This window comes from Microbacterium oleivorans (genome assembly GCF_001691565.1).
GTDB classification, from domain to species: Bacteria; Actinomycetota; Actinomycetes; order Actinomycetales; family Microbacteriaceae; genus Microbacterium; species Microbacterium oleivorans_B.
This window is the reverse complement of record NZ_MAYO01000003.1, coordinates 1,154,766-1,179,238: the sequence shown is the minus strand read 5'-3', so window position 1 is coordinate 1,179,238 and position 24,473 is coordinate 1,154,766. Positions and strand designations below refer to the sequence as shown.

General features: G+C 69.6%; 22 protein-coding genes. 20 read left to right on the top strand and 2 right to left on the bottom strand.

Annotated features, from left to right (window positions below; all coding sequences use genetic code 11):
- Positions 1-59: 59 nt before the first annotated feature.
- The 6 genes from BBA86_RS08400 to pheT all read left to right on the top strand — a co-directional run bounded on the left by BBA86_RS08400 (position 60) and on the right by pheT (position 7,053).
- On the top strand, positions 60-854 hold the full coding sequence (locus tag BBA86_RS08400; protein WP_065571153.1) for an amino acid ABC transporter ATP-binding protein: 795 nt from the start codon (positions 60-62) through the stop codon (positions 852-854).
- Positions 855-914: 60 nt separating this feature from the next.
- Positions 915-1,811, top strand: a complete 897-nt coding sequence (locus BBA86_RS08395; protein WP_065571152.1) for a glutamate ABC transporter substrate-binding protein — start codon at positions 915-917, stop codon at positions 1,809-1,811.
- Positions 1,812-1,880: 69 nt separating this feature from the next.
- On the top strand, positions 1,881-2,537 hold the full coding sequence (locus BBA86_RS08390; RefSeq protein ID WP_065571151.1) for an amino acid ABC transporter permease: 657 nt from the start codon (positions 1,881-1,883) through the stop codon (positions 2,535-2,537).
- Positions 2,534-3,454 (top strand): amino acid ABC transporter permease, encoded by a 921-nt coding sequence (locus tag BBA86_RS08385; protein WP_065572230.1) that lies wholly within the window; start codon positions 2,534-2,536, stop codon positions 3,452-3,454. The genes BBA86_RS08390 and BBA86_RS08385 overlap by 4 nt, the downstream gene beginning before the upstream one ends.
- Before the next feature lie 48 nt (positions 3,455-3,502).
- The gene (pheS, locus tag BBA86_RS08380; protein ID WP_065571150.1) at positions 3,503-4,543 is read left to right on the top strand and encodes a phenylalanine--tRNA ligase subunit alpha; all 1,041 of its coding nucleotides are present in this window, start codon (positions 3,503-3,505) and stop codon (positions 4,541-4,543) included.
- Entirely contained in the window at positions 4,543-7,053 is a 2,511-nt protein-coding gene (pheT, locus tag BBA86_RS08375; RefSeq protein ID WP_065571149.1) for a phenylalanine--tRNA ligase subunit beta, read from the top strand. Before pheS ends, pheT begins: the two co-directional genes overlap by 1 nt.
- Positions 7,054-7,080: 27 nt before the next feature.
- On the opposite strand, the gene BBA86_RS08370 is transcribed toward pheT, so the two are convergent.
- Both BBA86_RS08370 and BBA86_RS08365 read right to left on the bottom strand, forming a co-directional pair.
- Positions 7,081-8,451, bottom strand: coding sequence for a carboxylesterase family protein (locus BBA86_RS08370; RefSeq protein WP_065571148.1), 1,371 nt, complete (start codon positions 8,449-8,451; stop codon positions 7,081-7,083).
- A gap of 29 nt (positions 8,452-8,480) precedes the next feature.
- Complete coding sequence (locus BBA86_RS08365; RefSeq protein ID WP_065571147.1) at positions 8,481-9,605, bottom strand: AAA family ATPase; 1,125 nt, start codon at positions 9,603-9,605, stop codon at positions 8,481-8,483.
- A 60-nt stretch (positions 9,606-9,665) separates the two neighbouring features.
- Here BBA86_RS08365 and BBA86_RS08360 point away from each other — a divergent pair, with 60 nt between their 5' ends.
- The 14 genes from BBA86_RS08360 to tyrS all read left to right on the top strand — a co-directional run bounded on the left by BBA86_RS08360 (position 9,666) and on the right by tyrS (position 24,131).
- Positions 9,666-10,436, top strand: a complete 771-nt coding sequence (locus BBA86_RS08360) for an ABC transporter ATP-binding protein (protein WP_065571146.1) — start codon at positions 9,666-9,668, stop codon at positions 10,434-10,436.
- Positions 10,418-12,001 (top strand): hypothetical protein, encoded by a 1,584-nt coding sequence (locus BBA86_RS08355; protein ID WP_065571145.1) that lies wholly within the window; start codon positions 10,418-10,420, stop codon positions 11,999-12,001. The genes BBA86_RS08360 and BBA86_RS08355 overlap by 19 nt, the downstream gene beginning before the upstream one ends.
- Positions 11,998-12,984: an NAD-dependent epimerase/dehydratase family protein gene (locus BBA86_RS08350; RefSeq protein ID WP_065571144.1), complete on the top strand. Its 987-nt coding sequence runs from the start codon at positions 11,998-12,000 to the stop codon at positions 12,982-12,984. The genes BBA86_RS08355 and BBA86_RS08350 overlap by 4 nt, the downstream gene beginning before the upstream one ends.
- Positions 12,985-13,191: 207 nt before the next feature.
- Complete coding sequence (gene argC / locus BBA86_RS08345) at positions 13,192-14,241, top strand: N-acetyl-gamma-glutamyl-phosphate reductase (RefSeq protein ID WP_065571143.1); 1,050 nt, start codon at positions 13,192-13,194, stop codon at positions 14,239-14,241.
- Entirely contained in the window at positions 14,238-15,395 is a 1,158-nt protein-coding gene (gene argJ, locus BBA86_RS08340; protein ID WP_065571142.1) for a bifunctional glutamate N-acetyltransferase/amino-acid acetyltransferase ArgJ, read from the top strand. The genes argC and argJ overlap by 4 nt, the downstream gene beginning before the upstream one ends.
- Positions 15,392-16,291 (top strand): acetylglutamate kinase, encoded by a 900-nt coding sequence (gene argB, locus BBA86_RS08335; RefSeq protein WP_065571141.1) that lies wholly within the window; start codon positions 15,392-15,394, stop codon positions 16,289-16,291. The genes argJ and argB overlap by 4 nt, the downstream gene beginning before the upstream one ends.
- Positions 16,288-17,532 (top strand): acetylornithine transaminase, encoded by a 1,245-nt coding sequence (locus BBA86_RS08330; protein WP_065571140.1) that lies wholly within the window; start codon positions 16,288-16,290, stop codon positions 17,530-17,532. The genes argB and BBA86_RS08330 overlap by 4 nt, the downstream gene beginning before the upstream one ends.
- Positions 17,529-18,452 (top strand): ornithine carbamoyltransferase, encoded by a 924-nt coding sequence (argF, locus tag BBA86_RS08325; protein WP_065571139.1) that lies wholly within the window; start codon positions 17,529-17,531, stop codon positions 18,450-18,452. Before BBA86_RS08330 ends, argF begins: the two co-directional genes overlap by 4 nt.
- The gene (locus BBA86_RS08320; RefSeq protein ID WP_083199509.1) at positions 18,431-19,558 is read left to right on the top strand and encodes a DUF418 domain-containing protein; all 1,128 of its coding nucleotides are present in this window, start codon (positions 18,431-18,433) and stop codon (positions 19,556-19,558) included. Before argF ends, BBA86_RS08320 begins: the two co-directional genes overlap by 22 nt.
- Complete coding sequence (gene argH, locus BBA86_RS08315; protein ID WP_065571138.1) at positions 19,555-20,985, top strand: argininosuccinate lyase; 1,431 nt, start codon at positions 19,555-19,557, stop codon at positions 20,983-20,985. Before BBA86_RS08320 ends, argH begins: the two co-directional genes overlap by 4 nt.
- A gap of 77 nt (positions 20,986-21,062) precedes the next feature.
- Positions 21,063-21,704: a SatD family protein gene (locus BBA86_RS08310; RefSeq protein WP_065571137.1), complete on the top strand. Its 642-nt coding sequence runs from the start codon at positions 21,063-21,065 to the stop codon at positions 21,702-21,704.
- On the top strand, positions 21,701-22,396 hold the full coding sequence (locus BBA86_RS08305; protein WP_065571136.1) for a hypothetical protein: 696 nt from the start codon (positions 21,701-21,703) through the stop codon (positions 22,394-22,396). Before BBA86_RS08310 ends, BBA86_RS08305 begins: the two co-directional genes overlap by 4 nt.
- Positions 22,378-22,785: a VOC family protein gene (locus tag BBA86_RS08300; RefSeq protein WP_223247054.1), complete on the top strand. Its 408-nt coding sequence runs from the start codon at positions 22,378-22,380 to the stop codon at positions 22,783-22,785. Before BBA86_RS08305 ends, BBA86_RS08300 begins: the two co-directional genes overlap by 19 nt.
- Positions 22,786-22,817: 32 nt before the next feature.
- Complete coding sequence (tyrS, locus tag BBA86_RS08295; RefSeq protein ID WP_065571134.1) at positions 22,818-24,131, top strand: tyrosine--tRNA ligase; 1,314 nt, start codon at positions 22,818-22,820, stop codon at positions 24,129-24,131.
- Positions 24,132-24,473 lie beyond the last annotated feature (342 nt).

The window sequence follows — 24,473 nt, the reverse complement described above, 5'->3', positions numbered from 1 at the left end:
ACTGTAAACCCCGCGCAACCAGGCGGGTCTCGGGTCGTCATGACCCATAGGGTCGGATCATGACCACTCCTGCTGCCGACCCTGCGCCGCGCACGTCGAACATCGACGTCCGCCGAGGCGAGCCGCTCGTCGTCCTGACGAACGTGCAGAAGCACTACGGCGACTTCCAGGCCCTCACCGACATCGACCTGTCGGTCAACCGCGGCGAGGTCGTCGTCGTCGTCGGTCCGTCCGGGTCGGGCAAGTCGACGCTGTGCCGGACGATCAACCGCCTCGAGACGATCACGAGCGGTTCGATCACGATCGACGGAGCGGACCTCCCCGCCGAGGGCAAGGCGCTGGCGGCGCTGCGCGCCGATGTCGGCATGGTCTTCCAGTCGTTCAACCTGTTCTCGCATCTGACGATCCTCGAGAACGTCACGCTCGGCCCGATCAGGGTCAAGGGCATGAAGAAGGCGGATGCCGACAAGCTCGCCCGTGAGCTCCTCGACCGGGTGGGCGTGGGGCACCAGGCCGACAAGCTGCCGGCCCAGCTCTCGGGCGGTCAGCAGCAGCGTGTCGCGATCGCCCGCGCCCTGGCGATGAAGCCGAAGGTGATGCTCTTCGATGAGCCGACCTCCGCACTCGACCCCGAGATGATCAACGAGGTCCTCGACGTCATGGTCGGCCTCGCGCAGGACGGGATGACGATGATCGTCGTCACCCACGAGATGGGCTTCGCACGGAAGGCCGCGGACCGCGTGGTCTTCATGGCCGACGGGCTGATCGTCGAGGAGGCGGCTCCGCAGGAGTTCTTCACGAACCCCAAGAGCGACCGCGCGAAGGACTTCCTCTCCAAGCTCATCACCCATTGAGACGTCCGCGCCCTGCACCGGCGCGACGAACGACGAAAGACACGAAACCAGGAGGATCACATGCGTAAGACACGACTCGCCGGCGCCTTCGCCGGCATCGCGATCGCGGCACTCGCACTCGCCGGCTGCAACAGCGGCAGCCCCGCCAGCCCCGGCGGCGCCGCCGGCGGCGACGACGACACGAAGGGCCTGTGGGAGGTCGCGAGCGACGTGAAGCTCGACGGCAGCCCGACGTTCGACCGCGCGTCGAAGGCCGACAAGATCGTCGTCGGTGTCAAGAGCGACCAGCCCGGCCTCGGCTACGAGGACGCCGTCTCCGGTGAGCGCACGGGCTTCGACGTCGACATCGCACGCTGGATCGCGGCATCCCTCGGGTTCGACGAGGACCAGATCGACTTCCAGACGATCCCCTCCGCCAATCGTGAGCAGGAGATCGTCAACGGAAACATCGACTACTACGTCGGCACCTACTCGATGACGGACGCACGCGACGAGGTCATCGACTTCGCGGGCCCCTACTTCATCACGGGGCAGGGTCTGCTCGTCGCGGCCGATGACGACTCGATCAACGGTCCGGATGACCTCAAGGACAAGGTCACGTGCTCGGTGACGGGTTCCACCCCGCTGCAGCGCATCCGTGACGAGTACAACGGCGAGGTCACGGAGCGTCAGACGTACTCCGAGTGCGTCGAGCAGCTGCTGAACGGTCAGGTCGACGCCATCACGACGGATGAGGCGATTCTCGCCGGCTACGTCGCGGAGGACAAGGACAAGCTCAAGCTCGCCGGTAAGCCCTTCAGCGAGGAGCGCTACGGAGTGGGCCTCGCAGACGGCGACACGGTCCTCAAGGATCACATCAACACGTTGTTCACGGATGGCGGCGACGTCTGGACCGCCCTGTACGAGAAGTACCTCGAGCCGGCTGGCGTCGAGGCCACGCAGCCCCAGGTCGACTGACCTGATACCCCGGGGCGGCGTTGATTCGCCCCCCGGGGTTCCCCTTCTTGAGACGTTCGAAAGGACCGCATGGGCGTCATCACCGACAACCTCGATTTCTGGGGAGAAGCGCTCCGAGGCACCCTGGTGCTGTTCTTCGGTGGAGGGCTTCTCGCGCTGATCCTCGGGATCATCGTGGGCGCGATGCGCGTCTCGCCCGTTCCCATCGCGCGCGCGGTCGGCACGGCGTACGTCAACACCATCCGGAACACCCCCCTCACGCTCGTCTTCTTCGGCTTCGCCTTCACGCTTCCGCCTCTCCTCGACATCAGGTCGAGCGGAGGCGTTCAGGTCGCGTTCGCCGTCGCAGCCCTGGGGATCTACACGGCCACCTATGTCGCAGAGACCGTTCGGTCTGGGATCAACACCGTGCCCGTGGGGCAGGCGGAAGCCGCTCGCGCGCTGGGGTTGACCTTCGGGCAGGTCATGTCGCTCGTCGTGCTCCCGCAGGCGTTCCGATCCGTCATCCCCCCGATGATGAGCGTCTTCATCGCACTCCTGAAGAACACGACCGTCGCTGCCGGGTTCTCGGTCATGAACCTCGGCTCCGCCCGCGATTGGCTGAGCGAGCGCGGCGAGAACCAGCTCGTCGTCATCATCTGCGTCATGGTCATCTTCGTCGCCCTTGTCGTGCTTCTCTCGTGGGGTCAGCGGACACTCGAGAACCGATGGAAGGTGGCGCGATGAGCAGCAGCGTCCTTTACGACGTCCCCGGCCCCCGGGCGATTGCACGCAACCGCATCATCGGTGTGGTTGTTGTCCTCGTGGTGGCGGCCGTCATCGGCTTCCTCGTCTGGCGCCTCGCCGTGACCGGACAGTTCTCGGCGGAGAAGTGGAACGCTTTCACCTACACTCGCATCTGGGAGCAGTTCCTGATGGCCGCGGGTCGGACGCTGGCGGCCTTCGCCGTCGCAGCGGTCGGAGCGCTCGCCCTCGGATTCATCCTCGCGATCGGTCGTCTGTCGGATCACGCGTGGGTGCGTGTCCCGGTCGCCGCCGTCGTCGAATTCCTGCGCGCGGTGCCCGTGCTCGTGACGATGTTCCTCCTCTACTACGGGATGCCGGTACTCGGCGTTCGGATCGAGGGGTACTGGGTCGTCGTCATCGCCCTGATCGTCTACAACGGTTCGGTGCTCGCCGAGGTCATCCGCGCAGGGGTCGAATCGCTCCCGCGAGGACAATCCGAGGCTGGCTATGCCCTCGGCCTCGGCAAGTCGGGCGTCATGCGCCTCGTCCTCCTGCCGCAGGCGATCCGGGCCATGATGCCGGTGATCATCGCTCAGCTCGTGGTGACGTTGAAGGACACCGCTCTCGGCTTCATCATCACGTATGAGGAACTCCTCTTCTACGCGAAGTACCTCGGCTCGCAGAACTCGCTCGACCGACCCATCGTGCAGGCGACGATCGTCGCAGGGATCATCTACATCGGTCTGTGTCTGGCACTGTCCGGTGTGGCCAAGCTGGTGGAGAAGCGTCTCAGCCGCACTCCGGGCACCCCCGGCGCGGCGCCCGCTCGGCCTCTTCAGGAGAGGACCGACACCGAGCTCATCGCCACTCAATTGAGGGCGAGCTCGAAGGACTCGGGTACCGGCCGGGGGTTCTGACTTCCTACCGGCGGGCCGCACTCCGGCCCGCCGGTAGACTCGTCTCTCGTGTCCGACGCACCCGAGATCACCCCCGAGGCGGTGGATGCCGCCGTCTCGGACGCGCTGGCAGCCTTCGCCGCCGCACCCGACACCGCCGCGCTCAAAGCAGCACGATCGGCTCACACCGCGGAGGGGTCGCCCCTCGCCGGGCTGAACGCGCAGCTGCGGAACGTCCCGAACGACCAGAAGGCCGCCCTCGGCAAGCTCGTCGGCCAGGCCCGCGGGCGCGTCAACCAGGCCCTCGCGGCACGCGAGGCCGAGCTCGCCGCGGCGGAGACCGCCGCGAAGCTCGACGCAGAGCGCGTCGACATCACCGCGATCGCCCCGCGCGGGCGTGTCGGGGCGCGGCATCCCATCTCCCTCCTCCAGGAGGAGATCGCCGACCTCTTCGTCGGCATGGGCTGGGAGATTGCGGAGGGGCCCGAACTCGAGCACGAATGGTTCAACTTCGACGCCCTCAATTTCGCGCCTGATCACCCGGCTCGTCAGATGCAGGACACGTTCTTCGTCGACCCGGTCGCCCGGCACCTGGTCATGCGCACGCACACGAGCCCGGTGCAGGTCCGCTCGATGCTCGAGCGCGACGTGCCGATCTACATCCTCTGCCCGGGCCGGGTCTACCGCACGGACGAGTTCGACGCGACGCACCTGCCCGCCTTCACGCAGTTCGAAGGGCTCGTGATCGACAAGGGCATCACGATGGCGCACCTCAAGGGCACCCTCGACCACGCGGCGAAGGTCCTCTTCGGTGCCGAGGCGAAGACCCGGTTCCGCACCAACTACTTCCCCTTCACCGAGCCGTCCGCCGAGCTCGACCTCTGGCACCCCACCTTCCCCGGTGGCGCGCGCTGGATCGAGTGGGGCGGATGCGGGATGGTGAACCCCAACGTCCTCCGCGCCGCCGGCATCGACCCCGAGGTCTACTCGGGCTTCGCCTTCGGTATGGGCATCGAGCGGACCCTGATGTTCCGCAGCGATGTGCAGGACATGCGCGACATGGCCGAGGGCGATGTCCGCTTCAGCGAGCAGTTCGGAATGGTGGTCTGATGCGCGTCCCGCTCTCTTGGCTCGGCGAGTACGTCGACGTGGCCGAAGGCACGACCCCCGAGGACGTCCTCGCCTCCTTCGTCTCGGTCGGCTTCGAGGAGGAGGACGTCCACGCGTTCGACCTCACCGGTCCGATCGTCGTCGGACGCGTCGTCTCGTTCGACGCGGAACCGCAGTCCAACGGCAAGACCATCCGGTGGTGCCAGGTCGACGTCGGCGAGGCGAACGGCGGTGTCCGCGGCATCGTCTGCGGCGCCGGGAACTTCTTCGAGGGCGACAAGGTCGTCGTGACGCTGCCGGGAGCCGTGCTCCCCGGCCCGTTCCCGATCGCGGCGCGGAAGACGTACGGTCACGTCTCGGACGGCATGATCGCCTCCGCCAAGGAGCTCGGCCTGGGCGACGAGCACTCCGGCATCCTCCGCCTGACGGAACTGGGCCTCGACCCCGAGGTCGGGACCGACGCGATCGCCCTCCTCGGACTCGATGACGTCGCCGTCGACATCAACGTCACGCCCGACCGGGGGTACGCCCTCTCGATCCGTGGCGCCGCGCGCGAGTACGCGCACGCGACCGGCGGCACGTTCACCGACCCCGGGCTTCGCCCCTTCGAGGAGCTCGAGCAGCCCACCGGCGGGTTCGACGTCACCGTCGACGACACGGCTCCGATCCACGGCAAGCCCGGTGCGAGCGAGTTCGTCGTGCGCATCGTGCGCGATGTCGACCCATCGCGGCCGACGCCGCCCTGGATGACCGCGCGCCTGTCGCTCGCCGGCATCCGCTCCCTCGGCATCCTGATCGACATCACCAACTACGTGATGCTCGAACTCGGCAACCCGATCCACGGCTACGACCTCGACACGCTCACGGGCGGCATCACCGTCCGCCGCGCGTCGGCGGGGGAGAAGCTCACGACCCTCGATGGCAAGGAGCGCACGCTCGACGCCGAGGACTTGCTCATCACCGATGAGTCCGGACCCATCGGCCTGGCGGGCGTCATGGGCGGCGGCAAGACCGAGATGGGGGATGCCACGCGCAACGTCCTCATCGAGGCGGCCATCTTCGACCCGGTGTCGATCGCGCGGAGCGCGCGTCGTCACAAGCTCCCCAGTGAGGCATCCCGCCGCTTCGAGCGCGGCGTCGATCCGCTCATCCCGTTCGTCGCGGCGCGGCGCGTCGCCGACCTGATGGTCGACCTCGCCGGCGGCACGCTCGACACGACCACGGGCGGCGCCCTCTTCGCCGAGGTGTTCGTCCCGTCCGTCGACCTCCCCGAGTCGTTCGTCGGCGGCCTGATCGGCGTCGACTACACGCCCGAAGAGATCGTCGACGCGCTCGAGACCATCGGGTGCGAGGTCATCGACGGCGACGGCGGCTGGGAGGTCATCCCGCCCTCGTGGCGCCCCGACCTCACCGACCGGTGGACGCTCGCAGAAGAAGTGGCGCGCCTGCACGGGCTCGACCGGATCCCCTCGATCCTTCCGACGCCGCCCTCAGGCCGCGGCCTCACGGCGGCGCAGCGCGGACGCCGTCGCGTCGCCAATGCGTTGGCTGCCTCCGGTCACGTCGAGGTCGTCGCGTTCCCGTTCACGACCGAGGAGCAGAACGACCTCCACGGCTCGCCGTCGGGGGATCACGTCCCGTCGATCCGTCTCGCGAACCCGCTCGACGGTCAGGCGCCGTTCCTCCGTCGCTCGCTGCTGCCTGGGCTCCTGCAGATCGCACACCGCAACGCGTCGCGCGGTTTCACCGACATCGCCCTCTTCGAGACCGGCACGGTGTTCGCGCCGGTGGAGGGCGTCGAGTACGGCACCACGACCGTGCCGCCGCTCGCGCAGCTGCCCGATGAAGCCACGCTCGTCGCCCTGCACGCGTCGATCCCGCCGCAGCCGCGGAACGTCGCCGTCCTGCTGCACGGCAACGCCCAGGCGAAGCGCCCCGGCCAGCCGGCGGTCGCCTTCGACCTCGCCGATGCGCTCGGCGCAGTCCAGACGATCGCCGCGTCGGCAGGCGTCGCGATCGATGTCCGTCAGTCGCAGCGCGCGGCTCTTCACCCCGGACGCGCCGGATCGCTCTTCGTCGGGGAGACCGAGGTCGGCTACGTCGGCGAGCTGCTCCCCGCCGTCGTGGAGGCCGCCGACCTGCACGGCCGCGTCTTCGTCGCAGAGATCGACCTCGACGCGGTGCTCGCCCTCACGCCCGCACCGGATGCCGCACCCTCGCTCGCGACCTACCCGGCCGCCACGCAGGACGTCTCGCTCGTCGTGCCCGCCGACCTCACCGCCGGTGAGGTGCGCGATGCGCTCGTGGACGGGGCCGGCCCTCTCCTCGAGGACATCCGCCTCGTGGACGACTACCGGGGCACCGGTCTGCCGAACGGCTCGAAGAGCCTCACGTTCGCCCTGCGCTTCCGCGCCGACGACCGCACGCTGACCGCTTCGGAGGCCACGGACGCGAAGCTCGCCGGCGTCGCCGTCGCGGCCGAGCGGCACGGAGCGGCGATCCGCGACTGAGCCGGCCGCCCTGCGGGGCGTGCGCGGTCAGCCGCGATCGAAGCGCATGCCGCAGGCGTCGGCATCCGCGTCGGGTGCGACCTTGCCGGTCCGCGCGAAGTCGGCCCAGACCCGGCGCACCGCGGGCCCGCGGGCGTCGACCTCGGCCCAGGCCTCGGGTGGGACGAGGCTTGTTCGCGTCCAGGCATCCCGGGTGCCGAGCACCAGCGGGACATCCACGGTGTGGCCCACTCCGATCGGGCTGGATGCCGGCGCGGCCTCCAGCAGGTACCGAACGGCGCGACCGCCCGCCGCTCGGTGGCGATCGACGAATGCGCGCACGGGCCGCGTGTAGACGACGCGGGTCAGCGGAGCCACCATCGCGCGCATGAGCAGCGCTCGAAGACCCCGGCCCAGCACGGGGACCCGCAGGAGCGGCGCGACCACGGGGAGCGCCGGCAGATACATCGCGATCTCGTCCCGGGTGGTGCCGATGAGCAGGTCGACGTCCGATGCGACTGCCTGCCACGCGGCATCCCGCTGCGCTTCGGTCGGGAGGGGAGCGTGCCCGTAGCGCGGGCCCCACGGAAGCCCCGAACGGATGCCGAAGGCCCAGGAGGCGCGCTCCGCCCCGGCTTGCCGCTGAAGCACCGCATCGGTCGCGGCGTCGGGGGCGAGCGCCCGCGTCACGCGCGCCATCGCTCGGAACATGCGCTCCCGCCCGACGGTGACACCGAGGGGCGGGCTTTGCACGATGGCCCGGCGGATGAGTCCGCGCGCCCCCTCGCTGATCAAAAGGTGCAGGATCGCGTCGGCGCCCGCGGACTGACCCATCGCGGTGAGGGTTGCCGGATCCCCGCCGAACGCGCCTATCGACGCGTGGATCCAGCGCAGCGCCTCGACCTGATCGAGCAGGCCAAGGTTGGCGGGCGGTCCGTCGTGCGGGTGCCTCGGCCCGGATCCGCCGCCGCCGAAGCCCAGCAGCCCGAGCCGTGAGGTCACGGCGACGACGATGACGCGCTGTTCGGCGACGAGGGCGCGGGGATCGTAGATCTCGAGATCGCCGGCACCGGTCGTGTATCCGCCGCCGTGGAACCAGACGATGACGGGAACGACCTCACGGGGATCGAGGTCCGCCGGCAGCGTGATCGACAGGCGCTGGCAGTCCTCCGACTGGCTCACACCGTCGAGGGCGCCCTCCAGGAGGGTGTCGAGGATCCGCGACGACGGCTGCGGACAGGCAGGTGCCGGAGTCACCGCGCTGAGCACTGTGCGTCCGGCCTGCGCCGCCACGGGCGCCTCTCCGCGGGCGGCGGTCGCGTAGGGGATTCCCCGGTAGCGGATGACGTCGCCGTCGCGGAGGCCCGTGACGGGCCCGGAGCGCGTCGGGATCGGACCGGGGACGGCGAGTGGCGGCATCCCGTAACGCTATCCGTCGAGGGGACTGCTCAGCGCTTGCCCCAGTTCCACGGCGGGCCGTCCAATCGGCCCGATCCCTCGACGGCCGTGCCGTTGCTGTACCGCTCGAGAGAGACCCGGTTGGCATCGGGTATCGCGTCGACGAGCCCGGACGCGTGCGACACCAGGATGACCTGCGTCTGCTCGGATGCCGCCCGCACGAGATGCGCCAACGGTTCGAGCAGGCTCGGGTGAAGGCTCGACTCCGGCTCGTTGAGGACCGTGAGGGGTGCGGGCCTGGCGGGCAGGAGCGCCGCGCACAGGAGCAGGTAACGGAGGGTCCCGTCCGAGAGTTCGGCCGCGTCCAGGGGGCGGAGCAGCCCCGGCTGCCGCACCGTCAACCGGAGCACGCCGCCCGTCGCCTCGACGCGAACGCGACTGCCGGGAAAGGCCTCGTCGACCGCACGGTCGAGCTGGTGGCCGAAGCCCATGTCGTGGACCGTGGCCCAGACGGCGGCAAGGTTGGACCCGTCATGGGCGAGGAGGGGCGACCGCGTACCGACCTGGGGACGCCGGGCAGGGGCATCCGCGTCCACCCGGAAGTGGTCGTAGAAGCGCCAGCCGTTCATGATCCGCCGGAGCCCCAGGAGCTCCGGAGCGGTGTCGCCATCGGCCAGATCGGTGATGATGCTCTCGAACGGCGCGAGCTTCTGGTCGAGGGTGACCCACGCCTCGTCGCGGACCCGCGTCTGGGTGCGCAGCCGGTCGATGAGGAGCGTCGCGGGTTTTGCGAGAGGGCCGGCGAAGACCTGTTCACGCTTGATCTCGGGATCGCGGGCGAACACGCTGTCCTGCGACGCCTGCGGAATACCGAGATCTACGAGGTACCCGAGCTCGTCAGACGCGAACCCGAGCTGCACCGCGATCGGATTCCGCCGCACGGTGCCGTGATCGCCCCCGTCCTCCGGTCCTGCCCACAGGAGCGAGGGCAGACCCCCTTCGCGTGCGACCGCCCCCACCAGGTCACCGCGCGCGGCCGCAGCCAGAAGCCGCAGTGCGCGGTAGAGGTTGGATTTGCCGGACCCGTTCGGACCGGTGACGACCGTGAGCTCGCCCAGGGGCAGCACGATGTCGCGGAGGGATCGGTAGCCGGAGACGGCGAGCGTGCGCAGCATCCCCTCACCCTGCCAGGTGGCGTCGACATCGCGACACCGCGGTTCGCTAGGCTCGCCGGGGTGAGCCAGCAACAGAGCGTTCCCGCCCTTCAGCTCTCCGGACTCGTGAAGCAGTTCGGGTCGACACCGGCCGTCGCCGGCATCGATCTGTCCGTGCCCGCCGGGTCCTTCTACGGGCTCGTCGGCCCGAACGGGGCAGGTAAGACCACCACGCTGTCCATGGCGACAGGGCTCCTGCGGCCCGACGCGGGCGGCGCCTGGGTGCACGGCATCGACGTGTGGCGGGACCCTGTCGCCGCCAAGCGCGTGATCGGCAACCTGTCCGACGGGAACCGCCTCTTCGACCGCCTCACCGGCGAGCAGCTGATCACCTACACCGCGATGATGTTCGGCCTGCCGCGGGCCGATATCGCGCCGCGGGTGTCGGATCTGCTCGACCTCATGGACCTGCGTCCGGCGGCGGGCACCGTCGTCGCGGACTATTCCGCCGGCATGACCAAGAAGGTCGCGCTGGCCTGCGCCCTCGTCCACGCGCCCCGCCTGCTCGTCCTCGACGAACCGTTCGAGTCCGTTGACCCTGTGTCGGCGGCGAACATCGAGGACGTGCTCCGCAGCTACACCGCCTCGGGCGGATCGGTCATCGTCTCGAGCCACTCCATGGACCTCGTGCAGCGCATGTGCGACCACGTCGCGGTCATCGCAGCCGGACGCGTCCTCGCCGCGGGCACGGTCGAAGAGGTCCGAGCCGGGCGCAGCCTGCAGGACCGCTTCGTCGAGCTGGTCGGCGGCCGTCACACGAGCGAGGGGCCGCAGTGGTTGCGACAGTCCTGAAGCTCCGCTATCGCGCGCTCTTCAACACGCTCGCCCGTCGGCCCTGGCAGCTCGTCGGCTTCATCTTCGGCGTCCTGTGGGGCTTCGGCATCCTGGTCTCCGTCGTCGCCGGCATCGTCTCGCTCAGCCTGTTCGGGTCGCTCGAGGCGTCAGCGGGCGTCAGCATCATCGCCGGCAGCGCGCTCGTGCTCGGATGGATCGTCGGACCGATCGTGGTGGCCGGGATGGACACGTCGATCGACGCGCGGCGTCTCGCGCCCTTCCCGTTCACCCGTCGTCAGACGATGCTCGCGCTCGCCGGAACGGGGGCGACCGGCATCCCGGGAATCGTGACGACCCTCGTCGCCCTGACCTCGGTGATCCTGTGGGCGCGGTGGCCGCTCGCCGCCCTGGCGGGTCTTGCCGCCGCGCTGGTCGGCGTGGGGATCTGCGTCGTCGCCTCCCGCCTCGTCGCCGAACTGTCCGAGGGCGTCGGCGGCAACCGTCGCTGGCGCGAGCTCATCGGCACGGTCGTGCTCGTCGTGGCGATGCTCGCCGGTCCCATCATCACCGGTGTCCTGAGCCTGCTCGACGGCGGTGACGGATCGCTCGGGGAACGGCTCGGTGCCGCCGCGGCGGTCCTCCCCTGGACGCCCCTCGGAGCCGCCTGGGGCGTTGCTCCCGCACTCGCTGCCGGGGACGGGCTCATCGCGCTCGCACGCGCCGCCATCGCCCTCGCCAGTCTCAGTGTCCTGTGGTGGGGCTGGTCGCGTGCGGTCGGCGGAGCGACCGCGTCGCCGCCCCGCCCGTCGAGCCGGCAGGTCGCCGCCGGCAGGCTCGGGCTGTTCGGGGTCATGCCGACCGGCGGCGTCGGTGCGACCTGGGCCCGATCGCTCAGCGCGTGGCTCCGCGATCCGCGATATCTCCGCCAGCTGTTGGTGGTCCCGATCTTCCCGATCCTGTTCGCCTTCGTCAGCGGCGTGGACGGGTTCCTCTTCGCCGCGTCGCCCGTGCTCGTGGCGTTCGTGCTCGCGATCGCGGGGTACAGCGACGTCTCCTACGACGGCTCGGCCTATGCCACCGTCCTGGCCACCGGCGTCCGGGGGCGGGACGATCGCCTCGGACGCCTGCTCGGATCGGCGTGCGTCGGCATCCCGCTGGTGGTCGTCCTGTCGGTCGTCACAAGCGTCGCGGGCGGGGATGCCGCCCGTCTGCCGCTCGTCCTCGGCGCCGCCCTCGGCGTCCTCCTCACCGGGTACGGCGTCGCCGCTGTGACATCCGCGATGATCATCACGCCTGTCGCCGCTCCGGGGGACAGCCCGTTCAAGAGTGTTCCCGGGCAGACCTTCGTCGGCGGCCTGCTGGTGTTCGTGGTGTGGGCCGTCATCGCCGTGCTGTCGGTCCCCGTCCTCATCCTGGCGACAACCGGAATGGTCCAGGGCGTCGGTTCCTGGGGGTGGGCGACCCTTGCGACCGGGCTCGTGGTCGGCGGAGGGGTCGCAGCGCTCGGTGTGGTCATCGGAGGCCGCACGTTCGACCGGTCCGGTCCTGAACTTCTCGAGCGCATCCGGGCGCTGCCGTCATGAGCGATCGGGTCCTCGTCCTGGGCGGCACCGGATGGGTGGGCCGGCGCATCGCGGAGGCCTGGATCGACCGTGGCGCGCGAGTGACGGTGACAGCTCGCGGCGGCCGCTCCGCTCCCGATGGCGCCGACCTCGTCGTCACCGATCGCGGGCTGTCCGGCGCCTACGACGCACTCGTCGGCACAGAATGGGATGAGATCGTCGATGTCTCCTCCGTGCCGGCGCACGTCGCCCATGCGGCATCCGTTCTCGGAGACCGTTCGCCGCATGCGACGTACCTCTCCAGCGTGTCGGTCTACGCCGACGCGAGCACCCCGGGCGCCGACGAGGACGCGGACCTGGTCGAACCGCTCGGCGAGGACGACCCCGTTGATCACGCCCGCGCCAAAGTGACGGCAGAGCGGGCCGCCGCGGGGCTCGGCGCTCGTGTCTCGATCATTCGCCCCGGGCTGATCGTGGGACCGGGAGACCCGACGGACCGGTTCGGCTACTGGCCGGCGCGGTTCGCCGCCGCCGGCACGGAGCCCGTTCTCGTCCCCGAAGGCCCGGACCTCCGCGCGCAGGTGATCGACGTCGACGACCTCGTGTCCTTCGTCGTCGCATCGGGCGCGCGCGGATTCGACGGCGTCGTCGACGCGGTCGGTCACTCCCACCCCCTCGCCGGCGTCCTCACCCTCGCGCGAGAGGCCGCCGGCCACACCGGGGAGGTGCTGACCGCTCCCGCCGACTGGCTCGAACGCCACGGCGTCGCCTTCTGGGCGGGACCGCGGTCGCTCCCGCTCTGGCTCCCGGCCGACGTGCCGGGGTTCGCGTCGCGGAGCGGTGCCGCCTACCGGGCGGCGGGCGGCGGCATCCGTCCCCTGTCCGAGACGATCGACTGCGTCCTCGCGGACGAGCGGGCCCGCGGCGTCGCGCGGTCACGGGCCGCCGGTCTCGAACGCGCCGAGGAGCTCGCCCTCATCGAGGCATTGCGCGCGCAGCGCTGAGCTCGATTTGCGACGACGGATGCCGCGACGATACCGTCGCGGTATGTCCTCGCCCGCGACCCTCACCGTCTCGACGGTGGTCCGCGCGCGTCGACGTCTGGGCGACCGCCGACGCTAGGCGACCCCTCCCGCTCTCCGCACTTCGCGGATCGAGCCGCAGGTGTCGCCGTCCTCGGCCCATCCACCCCAGACAATAAGGTTGAACCCATGACCTTCTCGGTCGCCGTCTCCGGCGCTTCCGGCTATGCGGGCGGCGAGATCCTCCGCCTCCTCGCGTCGCACCCCGACGTCGAGATCCGCACCGTCACGGCGCACTCCAACGCCGGGCAGCCCCTCATCGACCACCAGCCGCACCTGCGCTCGCTCGCGCACCTGACCCTGCAGGACACGACCCCCGAGGTCCTCTCCGGTCACGACGTCGTCTTCCTCGCCCTGCCGCACGGCCAGTCCGCGCAGTACACCGAGATGCTCGAGGATGTTCCGCTCGTCATCGATGCCGGGGCCGACCACCGCCTCACGGACCCCTCCGCGTGGGACGCGTTCTACGGGGGCGCGTTCTCCGAGCCGTGGGCCTACGGGGTGCCCGAACTCGCGGTCGGAGGGGCAAAGCAACGTGGCGCCCTCGTCGGCGCGAGGCGCATCGCGGCCCCCGGCTGCAACGCCTCCACCGTCTCGTTGAGCCTCGCCCCCGGCGTCGCCGCCGGCGTCATCGACCCGGGCGACATCGTGACGGTGCTCGCCGTCGGGCCCTCCGGGGCGGGCAAGAGCCTCAAGACGAACCTCCTCGCGTCCGAGATCCTCGGGACCGCCAACCCGTACGCCGTCGGCGGCACGCACCGGCACATCCCCGAGATCCGGCAGGCGCTCGCCGCCGCCGCACCCGCCGCGTCCGACATCCGGATCTCGTTCACCCCGGTGCTCGTCCCCATGTCCCGCGGCATCCTCGCCACCTCGACCGCTCCGATCGCCCCCGGTGCCACCGACGCGCAGATCCGCGACGCGTGGGAGTCCGCGTACGCCGACGAGCCGTTCGTCCACCTTCTGCCCGAGGGGTCGTTTCCGCGGACGGCCGATGTGCTGGGTGCCAACACGGCCCTCCTCGGACTCGCGATCGACCGCGCCGCCGGACGCGTCGTCGTCGTCGCCGCCGTCGACAATCTCGTCAAGGGCACCGCCGGTGCCGCGATCCAATCGATGAACATCGCCCTCGGTCTCCCCGAGACGACGGGCCTGAGCGTGAACGGGGTGGCACCGTGAGCGTCACGGCAGCACAGGGATTCGAGGCGGCCGGCGTCGCCGCAGGCCTCAAGTCGAGCGGCGCGAACGACGTCGCCGTCGTCGTGAACCGTGGGCCCAAGAAGGTCGGTGCGGCCGTCTTCACCACCAACCGCGCCAAGGCCAACCCGATCCTGTGGTCGCAGCAGGTCATCGGGGACGGTGTCGTCGAGGCGATCGTCCTGAACTCCGGGGGAGCGAACTGCTTCACCGGCGCGTTCGGATTCCAGACCACGCATCAGACCGCCGAGAAGGCCGCCGAGCTCCTCGGCGTCGGCGCCGGTGACGTGCTCGTCTGCTCGACCGGTCTCATCGGCACCGGCGACGAGATCTTCCGCGGTAAGGTCCTCGACGGCGTCGGAAGGTGTGTCGACGCCCTCTCCGCCGACGGGGGAGAGGCGGCATCCCTCGCCATCATGACCACCGACTCGCGCCCGAAGCGGTCCGTGGTCTCGCGCGACGGCTGGACGATCGGCGGCATGGCGAAGGGCGCCGGCATGCTCGCGCCGGGCCTGGCGACGATGCTCGTCGTCATCACCACCGATGCCGACCTGGATGCCGCCGCGGCCGACACCGCATTGCGTCAGGCCACCCGGGTGAGCTTCGACCGGCTCGACTCCGACGGCTGCATGTCGACGAACGACCAGGTGACGCTCCTCGCCAGCGGAGCCAGCGGCATCCGTCCCGAGCCTGCTTCGTTCGCGCTGGCCCTCACCGAGCTGTGCCTCGACCTCGCCGTGCAGCTGCAGGGCGATGCCGAGGGCGCGAGCCACGACATCACGATCGAGGTCGTCGGCGCAACGAGCGAGGACGATGCGGTCGCGGTCGGCCGTTCCATCGCGCGCAACAACCTCTTCAAAGCTGCCATCTTCGGCAACGACCCCAACTGGGGCCGCGTCCTCGCCGCGATCGGGACGACCGACGCTGCCTTCGACCCCTACGACGTCGACGTGTCCTTCAACGAGGTGCGTGTGTGCACTGCGGGTGGTCCCGACCGTCCCCGCGAGGAGGTCGACTTGACCCCGCGCGAGACGCGCATCCTCGTCGACCTGCGTGTCGGCCAGGCGGCGGCGACGATCCGCACCAACGACCTCACCCACGACTACGTCCACGAGAACAGCGCCTACTCGTCATGACCGACATCCAGCAGACCACACCCGAGGAGGCCGCCGGCAAGGCCGCGGTCCTCGTCGAATCCCTGCCCTGGCTCAAACGCTTCCGCGATCAGATCGTCGTCATCAAGTACGGCGGCAACGCGATGGTCAGCGAGGAGTTGCAGGCCGCCTTCGCGGAGGACATCGCCTATCTGCACCACGTCGGCGTGAAGCCGGTGGTCGTGCACGGCGGCGGGCCGCAGATCTCGAAGATGCTCGACCGGCTCGACATACCCAGTGAGTTCAAGGGCGGCTACCGCGTCACGAGCACCGAGGCGATCGGGGTCGTCCGCATGGTGCTCGCCGGACAGATCAACCCTCAGCTCGTGTCGCGGATCAACGCGCACGGCTCATTCGCCACCGGGATGTCGGGGGAGGACGCCGGGCTCTTCCGGGGCCGCCGCCGCGGTGTCGTGGTCGACGGGGCCGAGCACGACCTCGGGCACGTCGGCGACGTCGTCGGCGTCGATCCGCAGCCGATCCTCGACCATCTCGCGGCCGATCGGGTGCCCGTCGTCTCATCGATCGCGCCCGACGTCGACGAACCCGGCAGCTCCCTGAACGTGAACGCGGATGCCGCAGCTGCGGCGCTCGCCGTCGCGCTGGGCGCGGTCAAGCTGGTCGTCCTCACCGATGTGGCGGGCCTGTACGCCGACTGGCCGAACCGCGATTCGCTCGTCTCGCACCTGACGTCGACGGAGCTGCGCACGATGCTGCCCAGCCTCGAATCGGGGATGATCCCGAAGATGCAGGCCTGCCTCGACGCGGTCGACGGCGGCGTCGACCGCGCGGCCATCATCGACGGACGTCAACCCCACTCGGTGCTGGTGGAGCTCTTCACACAACGCGGGATCGGAACAGAGGTGGTGGCGGGATGACCGTGCAGACGACGTTGGGCTGGAAGGACGACGCGTCGCGCGACCTCGTCCTCAACTCGGGTGACCGGTTCGCTCTGCTCGTGCGCGGCGAAGGTGCGCACCTGTGGGACGACGAGGGCACCCGCTACCTCGACTTCCTGGGCGGCATCGCAGTGATCTCCCTCGGCCACGCCCACCCCGTCTTCGTGCAGGCCGTCGCCGACCAGGCGGCGACTCTGGGGCACGTCTCGAACTATTTCGCCACTCCGCCCCAGCTCGGCCTGGCGGCACGGCTGAAGCGCCTCGCCGGCACGGGCGAGACCGGTCGCGTCTACTTCGGCAACTCCGGCGCCGAAGCGAACGAGGCAGCCTTCAAGCTCGCCCGCCTCCACGGCGGCACGGACCGGCCCCGCATCCTGGCACTGAAGAACGCCTTCCACGGCCGCACCATGGGAACGCTCGCCCTCACCGGCAAGCCCGCGATGCAGCGACCGTTCGAGCCGATGGTCCCCGGCGTCGAGTTCCTCGACTCTACGATCGAGGCGCTCGAAGCGGCCATCGACGATCGCGTCGCGGCGCTGTTCGTCGAGCCGATCAAGGGCGAAGCCGGTGTCCTCGAACTCCCCGAGGGCTATCTCGCCGCGGCGCGGGAGATCACGCGGCGGCACGGCGCGCTGCTGATCATCGACGAGATCCAGACGGGCGCCGGGCGCACGGGGGCCTGGTTCGCGTTCCAGCACACCGGGATCACCCCCGACGCCATCACCGTCGCGAAGGGGATCGGCAACGGCATCCCGATCGGCGCTCTTATCACCTTCGGCGCCGCGAGCGACCTCTTCTATCCGGGCACCCACGGCTCCACGTTCGGCGGCAATCCGCTCGCGACAGCCGTCGCCTCGGCCGTCCTCGATGAGATCGAGAGCGCGGGGCTCGTCGAGGCTGCGACCGAGCGCGGGCATCAGATCCGCGACGCGGTGGACGCGATCGGGTCCGATCTGGTCGAGGGATGCCGCGGCCAGGGCCTGCTCATCGGCGTCGCCCTCCGGCATCCCGTCGCCGGCGCCGTGGTCGCCGCGGCTCAACAGCACGGTCTGATCATCAACGCCGCCAACGACGCGACGATCCGTCTCGCTCCGGCGCTCACCATCGGAGACGTCGAGATCGACGAGTTCCAGACGCTGTTCGCCCGCGCCCTCGCTACGGTCGAGGACGCCCTCATGCTCGACGATACGACCCAGGACACCCCGGAGGCTTCCGCATGACCCGCCACCTTCTGCGCGACGACGACCTGACCCCCGCCGAGCAGGCCGAGATCCTCGACCTCGCCGTCGAGCTGAAGGCCGACCGCTGGAAGGAGAAGCCGCTCGCAGGCCCGCAGACCGTCGCCGTCATCTTCGACAAGTCGTCGACGCGCACGCGGGTGTCCTTCGCCGTCGGTATCGCGGACCTCGGCGGCTCTCCGCTCATCATCTCGACCGCGAACAGCCAGCTCGGCGGCAAGGAGACGCCGTCCGACACCGCCCGCGTGCTCGAGCGCCAGGTCGCGGCGATCGTGTGGCGCACCTACGCGCAGGCCGGGCTCGAGGAGATGGCCAGAGGCACCCGCGTCCCCGTCGTCAACGCCCTGAGCGACGACTTCCACCCCTGCCAGCTGCTTGCCGACCTGCTCACGATCCGCGAGCACAAGGGCGAACTGAAGGGGCTCACTCTCGCCTTCTTCGGCGACGGACTCTCCAACATGGCGCACTCGTACGCGCTCGCGGGCGTCACGGCGGGGATGCACGTCCGCATCGCCTCGCCCGAGGACTATGCGCCCCGCGCGGACGTCGTCGCCGACGCCGACCGCCGGGCGGCCGAGACCGGCGGCTCGCTGACGCTCTACACCGACCCGAACGAGGCGGCAGCCGGCGCCGACGTGATCGTCACCGACACGTGGGTGTCGATGGGCAAGGAAGAGGAGAAGATCGCGCGCCTGCGGGACCTCGGCTCCTACAAGGTGACGCAGGAGACGATGACACTCGCTCAGGACGACGCCGTGTTCATCCACTGCCTTCCCGCAGATCGCGGGTACGAAGTGGACGCCGAGGTCATCGACGGGCCGCAGAGTGTCGTCTGGGACGAGGCGGAGAACCGCCTGCACGCGCAGAAAGCGCTGCTGGTGTGGCTGCTGCGGCAGAGCTGAACCGCGCCTGGCTGAGCTGGAACGGCCCCGCCAGGCTCCACGGCCTCGACCTGGCCCGGGCGCTCGCCGTCTTCGGCATGCTCGCCGCGCACCTTCTCACCATCGAGGAGCCCGTCGCTCTGACGGAGCCGTCGACGTGGGTGGACCTCGTCAACGGCCGATCGTCGATCCTCTTCGCCACCCTCGCGGGAGTCTCCATCGCGCTCATGACCGGTGGGCGGATGCCGCATCGCGGCGCACGGCTGGGCGTGAGCCGCAGGCGTCTCGCCGTCCGCGCCGTCGCGCTGTGGCTGATCGGGGTGATCCTCACGCTGTCGGGAGTGCCGATCTACGTCATCCTCCAGGCCTACGGCATCCTGTTCCTCCTCGCGCTTCCGCTCCTCGCGCTGTCGATCCGCACGCTCTGGGCCATCGCGGCATCGGTTGCGCTCGTGATGCCGTGGGTTCTCCCGTTCCTCGATGCGCTTCCGATGTGGGACGGGGAGTCCGGGCGCGACCTGTTCCTCTTCACGGGGTGGGCGTACCCGTTCCCGCTGTGGATCGCCTTCATCGTTGCCGGCATCGCACTCGGACGGACCGATCTGCGCAGCACGACGGTTCAGGTGACGATCCTCGCGGCGGGAGTGGCCGCGCTGGTCGTCGGCGGCATCATCTCGATCGTCGCGGAGGTGACAGGGATGGCATTGCCGGGGACCTACGGAGAGGCGGTCTTCTCCGCACAGGCTCACAGCGGCGGTCTCGCGGAAGTCATCGGGTCGGGGGGATTCGCCCTGGCGATCCTCGGAGCCTGCTTGCTCCTGTGTCGCACGCCGATCACGTGGCTCGTCGCCCCCTTGCGCGCCGTGGGCTCCATGCCGTTGACGGCCTACGTGGGGCAGGTCGTCGTCTGGGCCGTCGTCGCGCTCGGCGTCTTCGACGACACGACCGACCTCACGGCGTTCCGTGAGCTCGGTCTCTTCTGGTGGTTCTGCCTCGGAGCGGTCGTCTTCTGCACGTCGTGGGCTCTCCTGAACGGCCGAGGCCCCCTGGAACGCGGGCTGGCCTTCCTCTCGCGAAAGCTGGTGCCCGGATGGCACCTCGACCCCGCCGATAGGGTGGTCACGTGAGTGAGAGCAAGAACGACGCGACGAATCAGGGTGCTTTGTGGGGCGGACGTTTCGCCACCGGCCCGTCTCCGGAGCTCGTCGAACTGAGTCGATCCACGCACTTCGACTGGGCTCTGGCCCACTACGACCTGGCAGGTTCGCACGCCCACGCGCGTGCCCTCTCCGCCGCCGGATACCTCACCGCCGAGGAAGAGGCGCGGATGCACACCGGGTTGGACGCGCTGGGTGACGCCGTGCGGTCTGGCGACCTGGTCGCCGTGGCGTCCGACGAGGACGTCCACGGAGCCCTCGAGGCCGCGTTGATCCGTGAGGTCGGGCCCGAGCTGGGGGGCAAGCTCCGCGCCGGTCGCAGCCGCAACGACCAGATCGCGACCCTGGTGCGCCTGTTCCTCCTCGACCACTCGCGCGTGATCGCTCGTGACATCGTCCGCGTCATCGACGCGATCGTTGCCCAGGCCGAGGCCCACTCCACGGCGATCATGCCGGGGCGGACCCACCTCCAGCATGCGCAGCCGGTGCTGCTCGCTCACCACCTCCAGGCGCACGCCTGGCCTCTCGTGCGCGATCTCGAACGGCTGCGTGATTGGACGGCCCGCGCATCGGTCTCGCCCTACGGCGGGGGAGCGCTCGCCGGTGCGACGTTCGGGCTCGACGCCCACGCCGTCGCACAGGACCTAGGACTGGCGCGACCGGCCGAGAACTCGATGGACGGGACGTCGGCGCGCGACGTGGTGGCGGAGTTCGCGTTCATCGCCGCCATGATCGGCGTCGACATCTCGCGTTTCGCCGAGGACATCATCATCTGGAACACGCGGGAGTTCTCCTTCGTGCGCCTGGACGACGGGTTCTCGACGGGGTCGAGCATCATGCCGCAGAAGAAGAACCCCGACATCGCCGAGCTCGCCCGGGGGAAGTCGGGCCGTCTGATCGGCAACCTCACGGGTCTGCTCGCAACTCTGAAGGCACTCCCGCTGGCATACAACCGCGATCTGCAGGAGGACAAGGAGCCCATCTTCGACTCGGTGACGACCCTCGAGGTGCTGCTTCCCGCGTTCGCGGGGATGATCGCGACCCTCCGCTTCGACACCGACCGGATGACGGCATCCGCTCCGGAGGGATTCTCGTTGGCGACCGACGTGGCGGATTGGCTCGTCAAGCAGGGGGTGCCGTTCCGCGACGCTCACGAGATCTCCGGTGCGCTGGTGCAGGCGTGCGAGCAGCTCGGCATCGGTCTCGAGGATGCGGATGACGCGCTCCTCGCCCAAGTCTCGCCCCATCTGATCCCCGCGGTGCGGGACGTTCTGACGGTCGAGGGCTCGGTGGCGAGCCGCGACGGCGTCGGCGGCACCGCCCCCGTCCGGGTGGGAGAGCAGCGCGCGGCGCTGGTGTCGCGGGTGCAGGACCTGGCTCGCGATCTCCGGGTCTGATCTTCTTCGCTTATATCCGCATCAAGATAAGTCATAGGCTTATTGCGGTCGAGAGATAAGCGACATACCATGCCTCCATGCCCTCTCGCGTCGCCGTCATCGCGGACATCGTCGGTTCTCGTGCGCTGACCGATCGCGCCGGAGCGCAGCGCGCGATCGTCGCCTCGGCGCAGCAGGTCCACGCCGACCACCCGGTCGCTGCATCGCCGCTGACGGCCACGGTCGGTGACGAGTTCCAAGCGGTGTACCCCGGCCTGGCGTCCGCATTGACCTCCCTGCTGCTGCTGCAGTTGCATCTCCCCGACGGCGTCGAGCTTCGATTCGGGCTCGGTGTCGGCGCGGTCGAGCCCGTCGACGAAGCCATCACCGACGGGCCCGGATGGTGGGCGGCGCGAGCCGCGATCGAGCAGGCGCACCGACTGCAGGACCGCGCCGTGCCGCACGCGCGCACTCGGATCGCGACCGAAGCGGGACAGGATGCCGTCATGACCGATCGCATCGCCTTCGCCAACGCGTACCTCCTTGCGCGGGACGAGCTCGTGTCGGCGATGACGGGCCGCACTCGCCGTCTCACCTACGGTCGGTGTCTCGGACGGACCCAGCGAGAGTTGGCGGATGCCGAAGGGATCAGCCAACCGGCGGTCTCCCAGGCGCTCTCCGCCGCCGGCTCGGCTGCCCTCGTCGCAGGCTTCTCCGACCTCGCGAAGGATCCGTCGTGATCGGCGCCGGCATCGTCCTCCTCGCCGTCGGCCTCGCCGACCTCATCCGACGCCACGCGCCGACGCGGCTGAGGACTCTGCTCTACGTCGTGGCGTTCCTCGTCGTGTTCGTCGGGGCAGCGGGAGCGGATGCCGCGGTCTGGGCGCTCGCGGCGGCCGGTCTCGCTGTGATGTGGGTGGTCGCCACCCCGGGATCGACGGGCGGCCGAGCCGGTCTGTGGCCTCTGATCGTCGTCGCGCTCGTGTCCCTCAGCGCCGTGGCGGTGGTCGGAGTACGCGCGGATCAGGGTCCCCTCGGAGCGCTCTGGCCGACGGGTTCCCCCCTGGGCGCGGTGAGTCTCGACGTCGGCGTCTTCGTGCTCGGTGCGTTGGTGTTCCTGAGCGAGTCGGGCAACGTCGTCGTCCGCGCGGCGTTGCGCGGCGGCGAGGTCGCCGCCGATGCCCCGACGATCCTCAAGGGCGGGCGCCTGATCGGTCCGCTCGAGCGCGTTCTCGTGTTCGCCCTGACGGCCACCGGCGCGTTCACGCTCCTCGCCGCCGTACTCGCCGCGAAAGGAATCGTGCGCTTTCCCGAGATCTCGCGCGACACCGACCTCGGCACGCGGGCGGAGTACTTCCTGATCGGCAGTCTCGTCAGCTGGGTGACCGCGCTCGGCGCCGCGTTCCTCCTGTGGTGGGGCACCGCCGCCTGAACCTTGCCGCGGATGCGGGGATCTGCTTGCCTCTGTTCATGGCGAAAATGGAACACTTCGAAATCCCGGTCGACGATATGCCTCGCGCCCAGGCCTTCTACAAGGACGTGCTCGGCTTCGACTACACCCCCTGGGGCGACGACATGGGGACGATCGAGCAGCCCGACGGCGAAGGGGTGAACGGGGACCTGCACGTGCGGGGCGTGCTGCCGCATCCCACCGTCGTCTTCACCGTCGAGCGCATCGAAGACACGGTTGCGCTCGCGGTGGCCGCGGGCGGCGAGCAGATGGGCGATATCCAGCCCCTCGATGAGCGGTCGCGATGGGTGTACCTGCGCGACTCCGAGGGCAACATCATCGGCCTGTACGACGAGGTGTCGCCGGACTGATCGGCGGGAACCCCGCTGATAGCCTGGAAGACGTGTCTGAATCCGTAAGGAGCGCCGAACTGACGGCTCTCGCGCCCGCCAACGACCCGTCCTTCGCGAATGTGTGGGACGAGATCGTCTGGCGTGGTCTCGTGCACGTGTCGACTGACGAAGCATCGCTTCGCGAACTCCTTTCGGGCGGTCCGATCACGTACTACTGCGGCTTCGACCCGACGGCCCCGAGCCTGCATCTCGGCAACCTCGTCCAGCTCCTGCTGCTGCGGCGTCTGCAGCTCGCCGGCCACAAGCCGCTCGGCTTGGTCGGCGGATCCACCGGCCTCATCGGCGATCCGCGGCCGACGGCGGAGCGCACGCTCAACACCCGCGAGACGGTCACGGAGTGGGTGGAACGGTTGCGCGGTCAAGTCGAACGGTTCCTGAGCTTCGAGGGCGACAACGCCGCCCGACTCGTCAACAACCTCGACTGGACGGCGCCGATGAGCGCGATCGACTTCCTCCGCGAGGTCGGTAAGCACTACCGGGTCGGCACGATGCTGAAGAAGGATGCCGTCGCGGCTCGCCTCAACTCCGATGCGGGCATCAGCTACACCGAGTTCAGCTACCAGATTCTGCAGGGGATGGACTACCTCGAGCTTTACCGCCAGTACGGCTGTGTCCTGCAGACCGGCGGCAGCGACCAGTGGGGCAACCTGACGAGCGGCACGGATCTGATCCACCGCGTCGAAGGGACGTCGGTCCACGCCATCGGCACGCCGCTGATCACCAACAGCGACGGGACGAAGTTCGGTAAGAGCGAAGGCAACGCGGTCTGGCTGGACGCCGACATGTGCAGCCCGTACCGGATGTACCAGTTCTGGCTGAACACCGACGACGCCGACGTCGTCGCCCGCCTCAAGGTGTTCACATTTCTCACTCGCGCCGAGATCGAGGAGTACGAGCGTCTCGTCGCCGCTGAGCCGTTCCGTCGCGCTGCTCAGCGTCGTCTCGCGATGGAGGTGACGACGACGGTGCACGGAATGGATGCCGCGACTGCCGTCGCCGCCGCATCCGATGCACTCTTCGGGCAGGGCGACCTCACGTCCCTCGATGCACCGACGCTTCGCTCCGCACTCGAGGAATTGCCGCACGTTGCGACCGACGGGGAGATCCCGGTCGTGCAGGCGCTCCTGGAAACCGGTCTGGTCTCCAGCGCGAGCGAAGCCCGACGGGCGATCTCGCAAGGCGGTGTGTCGGTAGACGGAGTCAAGGTCGTCGATGAAGGACACGCCATCACGGGATCGCTGCCCGGTGGTGTCTCGGTTCTTCGACGCGGCAAGAAGACGATGGCCGGCGTGTTCGTCTCCTGACGTTCGACGCGCGAGAGGCCGCCCACCCGAGGAGGGGAGGGCGGCCTCTCGCGTTCCCGCCCGGAAACATGCGCGACACGCCCGGGATGCGGGCGTGATTTGCCCGACCTGCAGGAGCCGCGTAACTTATTACTTGTTCGCCCCACAGGGAAGAGCGAGAGACCGAAAGGCCTCCGGCCCCCTCAAGCGGAGAACCAAATCCATCCCAAAGCTCTCCTAGAGAGAACATGACCTTGTGGTCTAGGATGGGGACTCCACCTCGAAGCCCGTGGTGACGAGCCCGACAACGATCTTCTGTTCGTTGCGTGCCGTCTCGTTCGGGAGTCGAGCGAAGAGCGTGAC

What these genes read in the sequence shown, in the direction of transcription:
- BBA86_RS08400 (WP_065571153.1), top strand. Translation starts at nt 60, where the DNA reads ATGACCACTCCTGCTGCCGACCCTGCGCCGCGCACGTCGAACATCGAC.
- BBA86_RS08395 (WP_065571152.1), top strand. Translation starts at nt 915, where the DNA reads ATGCGTAAGACACGACTCGCCGGCGCCTTCGCCGGCATCGCGATCGCG.
- BBA86_RS08390 (WP_065571151.1), top strand. Translation starts at nt 1,881, where the DNA reads ATGGGCGTCATCACCGACAACCTCGATTTCTGGGGAGAAGCGCTCCGA.
- BBA86_RS08385 (WP_065572230.1), top strand. Translation starts at nt 2,534, where the DNA reads ATGAGCAGCAGCGTCCTTTACGACGTCCCCGGCCCCCGGGCGATTGCA.
- pheT (WP_065571149.1), top strand. Translation starts at nt 4,543, where the DNA reads ATGCGCGTCCCGCTCTCTTGGCTCGGCGAGTACGTCGACGTGGCCGAA.
- BBA86_RS08370 (WP_065571148.1), bottom strand. Translation starts at nt 8,451, where the DNA reads ATGCCGCCACTCGCCGTCCCCGGTCCGATCCCGACGCGCTCCGGGCCC.
- BBA86_RS08365 (WP_065571147.1), bottom strand. Translation starts at nt 9,605, where the DNA reads ATGCTGCGCACGCTCGCCGTCTCCGGCTACCGATCCCTCCGCGACATC.
- BBA86_RS08350 (WP_065571144.1), top strand. Translation starts at nt 11,998, where the DNA reads ATGAGCGATCGGGTCCTCGTCCTGGGCGGCACCGGATGGGTGGGCCGG.
- argC (WP_065571143.1), top strand. Translation starts at nt 13,192, where the DNA reads ATGACCTTCTCGGTCGCCGTCTCCGGCGCTTCCGGCTATGCGGGCGGC.
- argB (WP_065571141.1), top strand. Translation starts at nt 15,392, where the DNA reads ATGACCGACATCCAGCAGACCACACCCGAGGAGGCCGCCGGCAAGGCC.
- BBA86_RS08330 (WP_065571140.1), top strand. Translation starts at nt 16,288, where the DNA reads ATGACCGTGCAGACGACGTTGGGCTGGAAGGACGACGCGTCGCGCGAC.
- argF (WP_065571139.1), top strand. Translation starts at nt 17,529, where the DNA reads ATGACCCGCCACCTTCTGCGCGACGACGACCTGACCCCCGCCGAGCAG.
- BBA86_RS08310 (WP_065571137.1), top strand. Translation starts at nt 21,063, where the DNA reads ATGCCCTCTCGCGTCGCCGTCATCGCGGACATCGTCGGTTCTCGTGCG.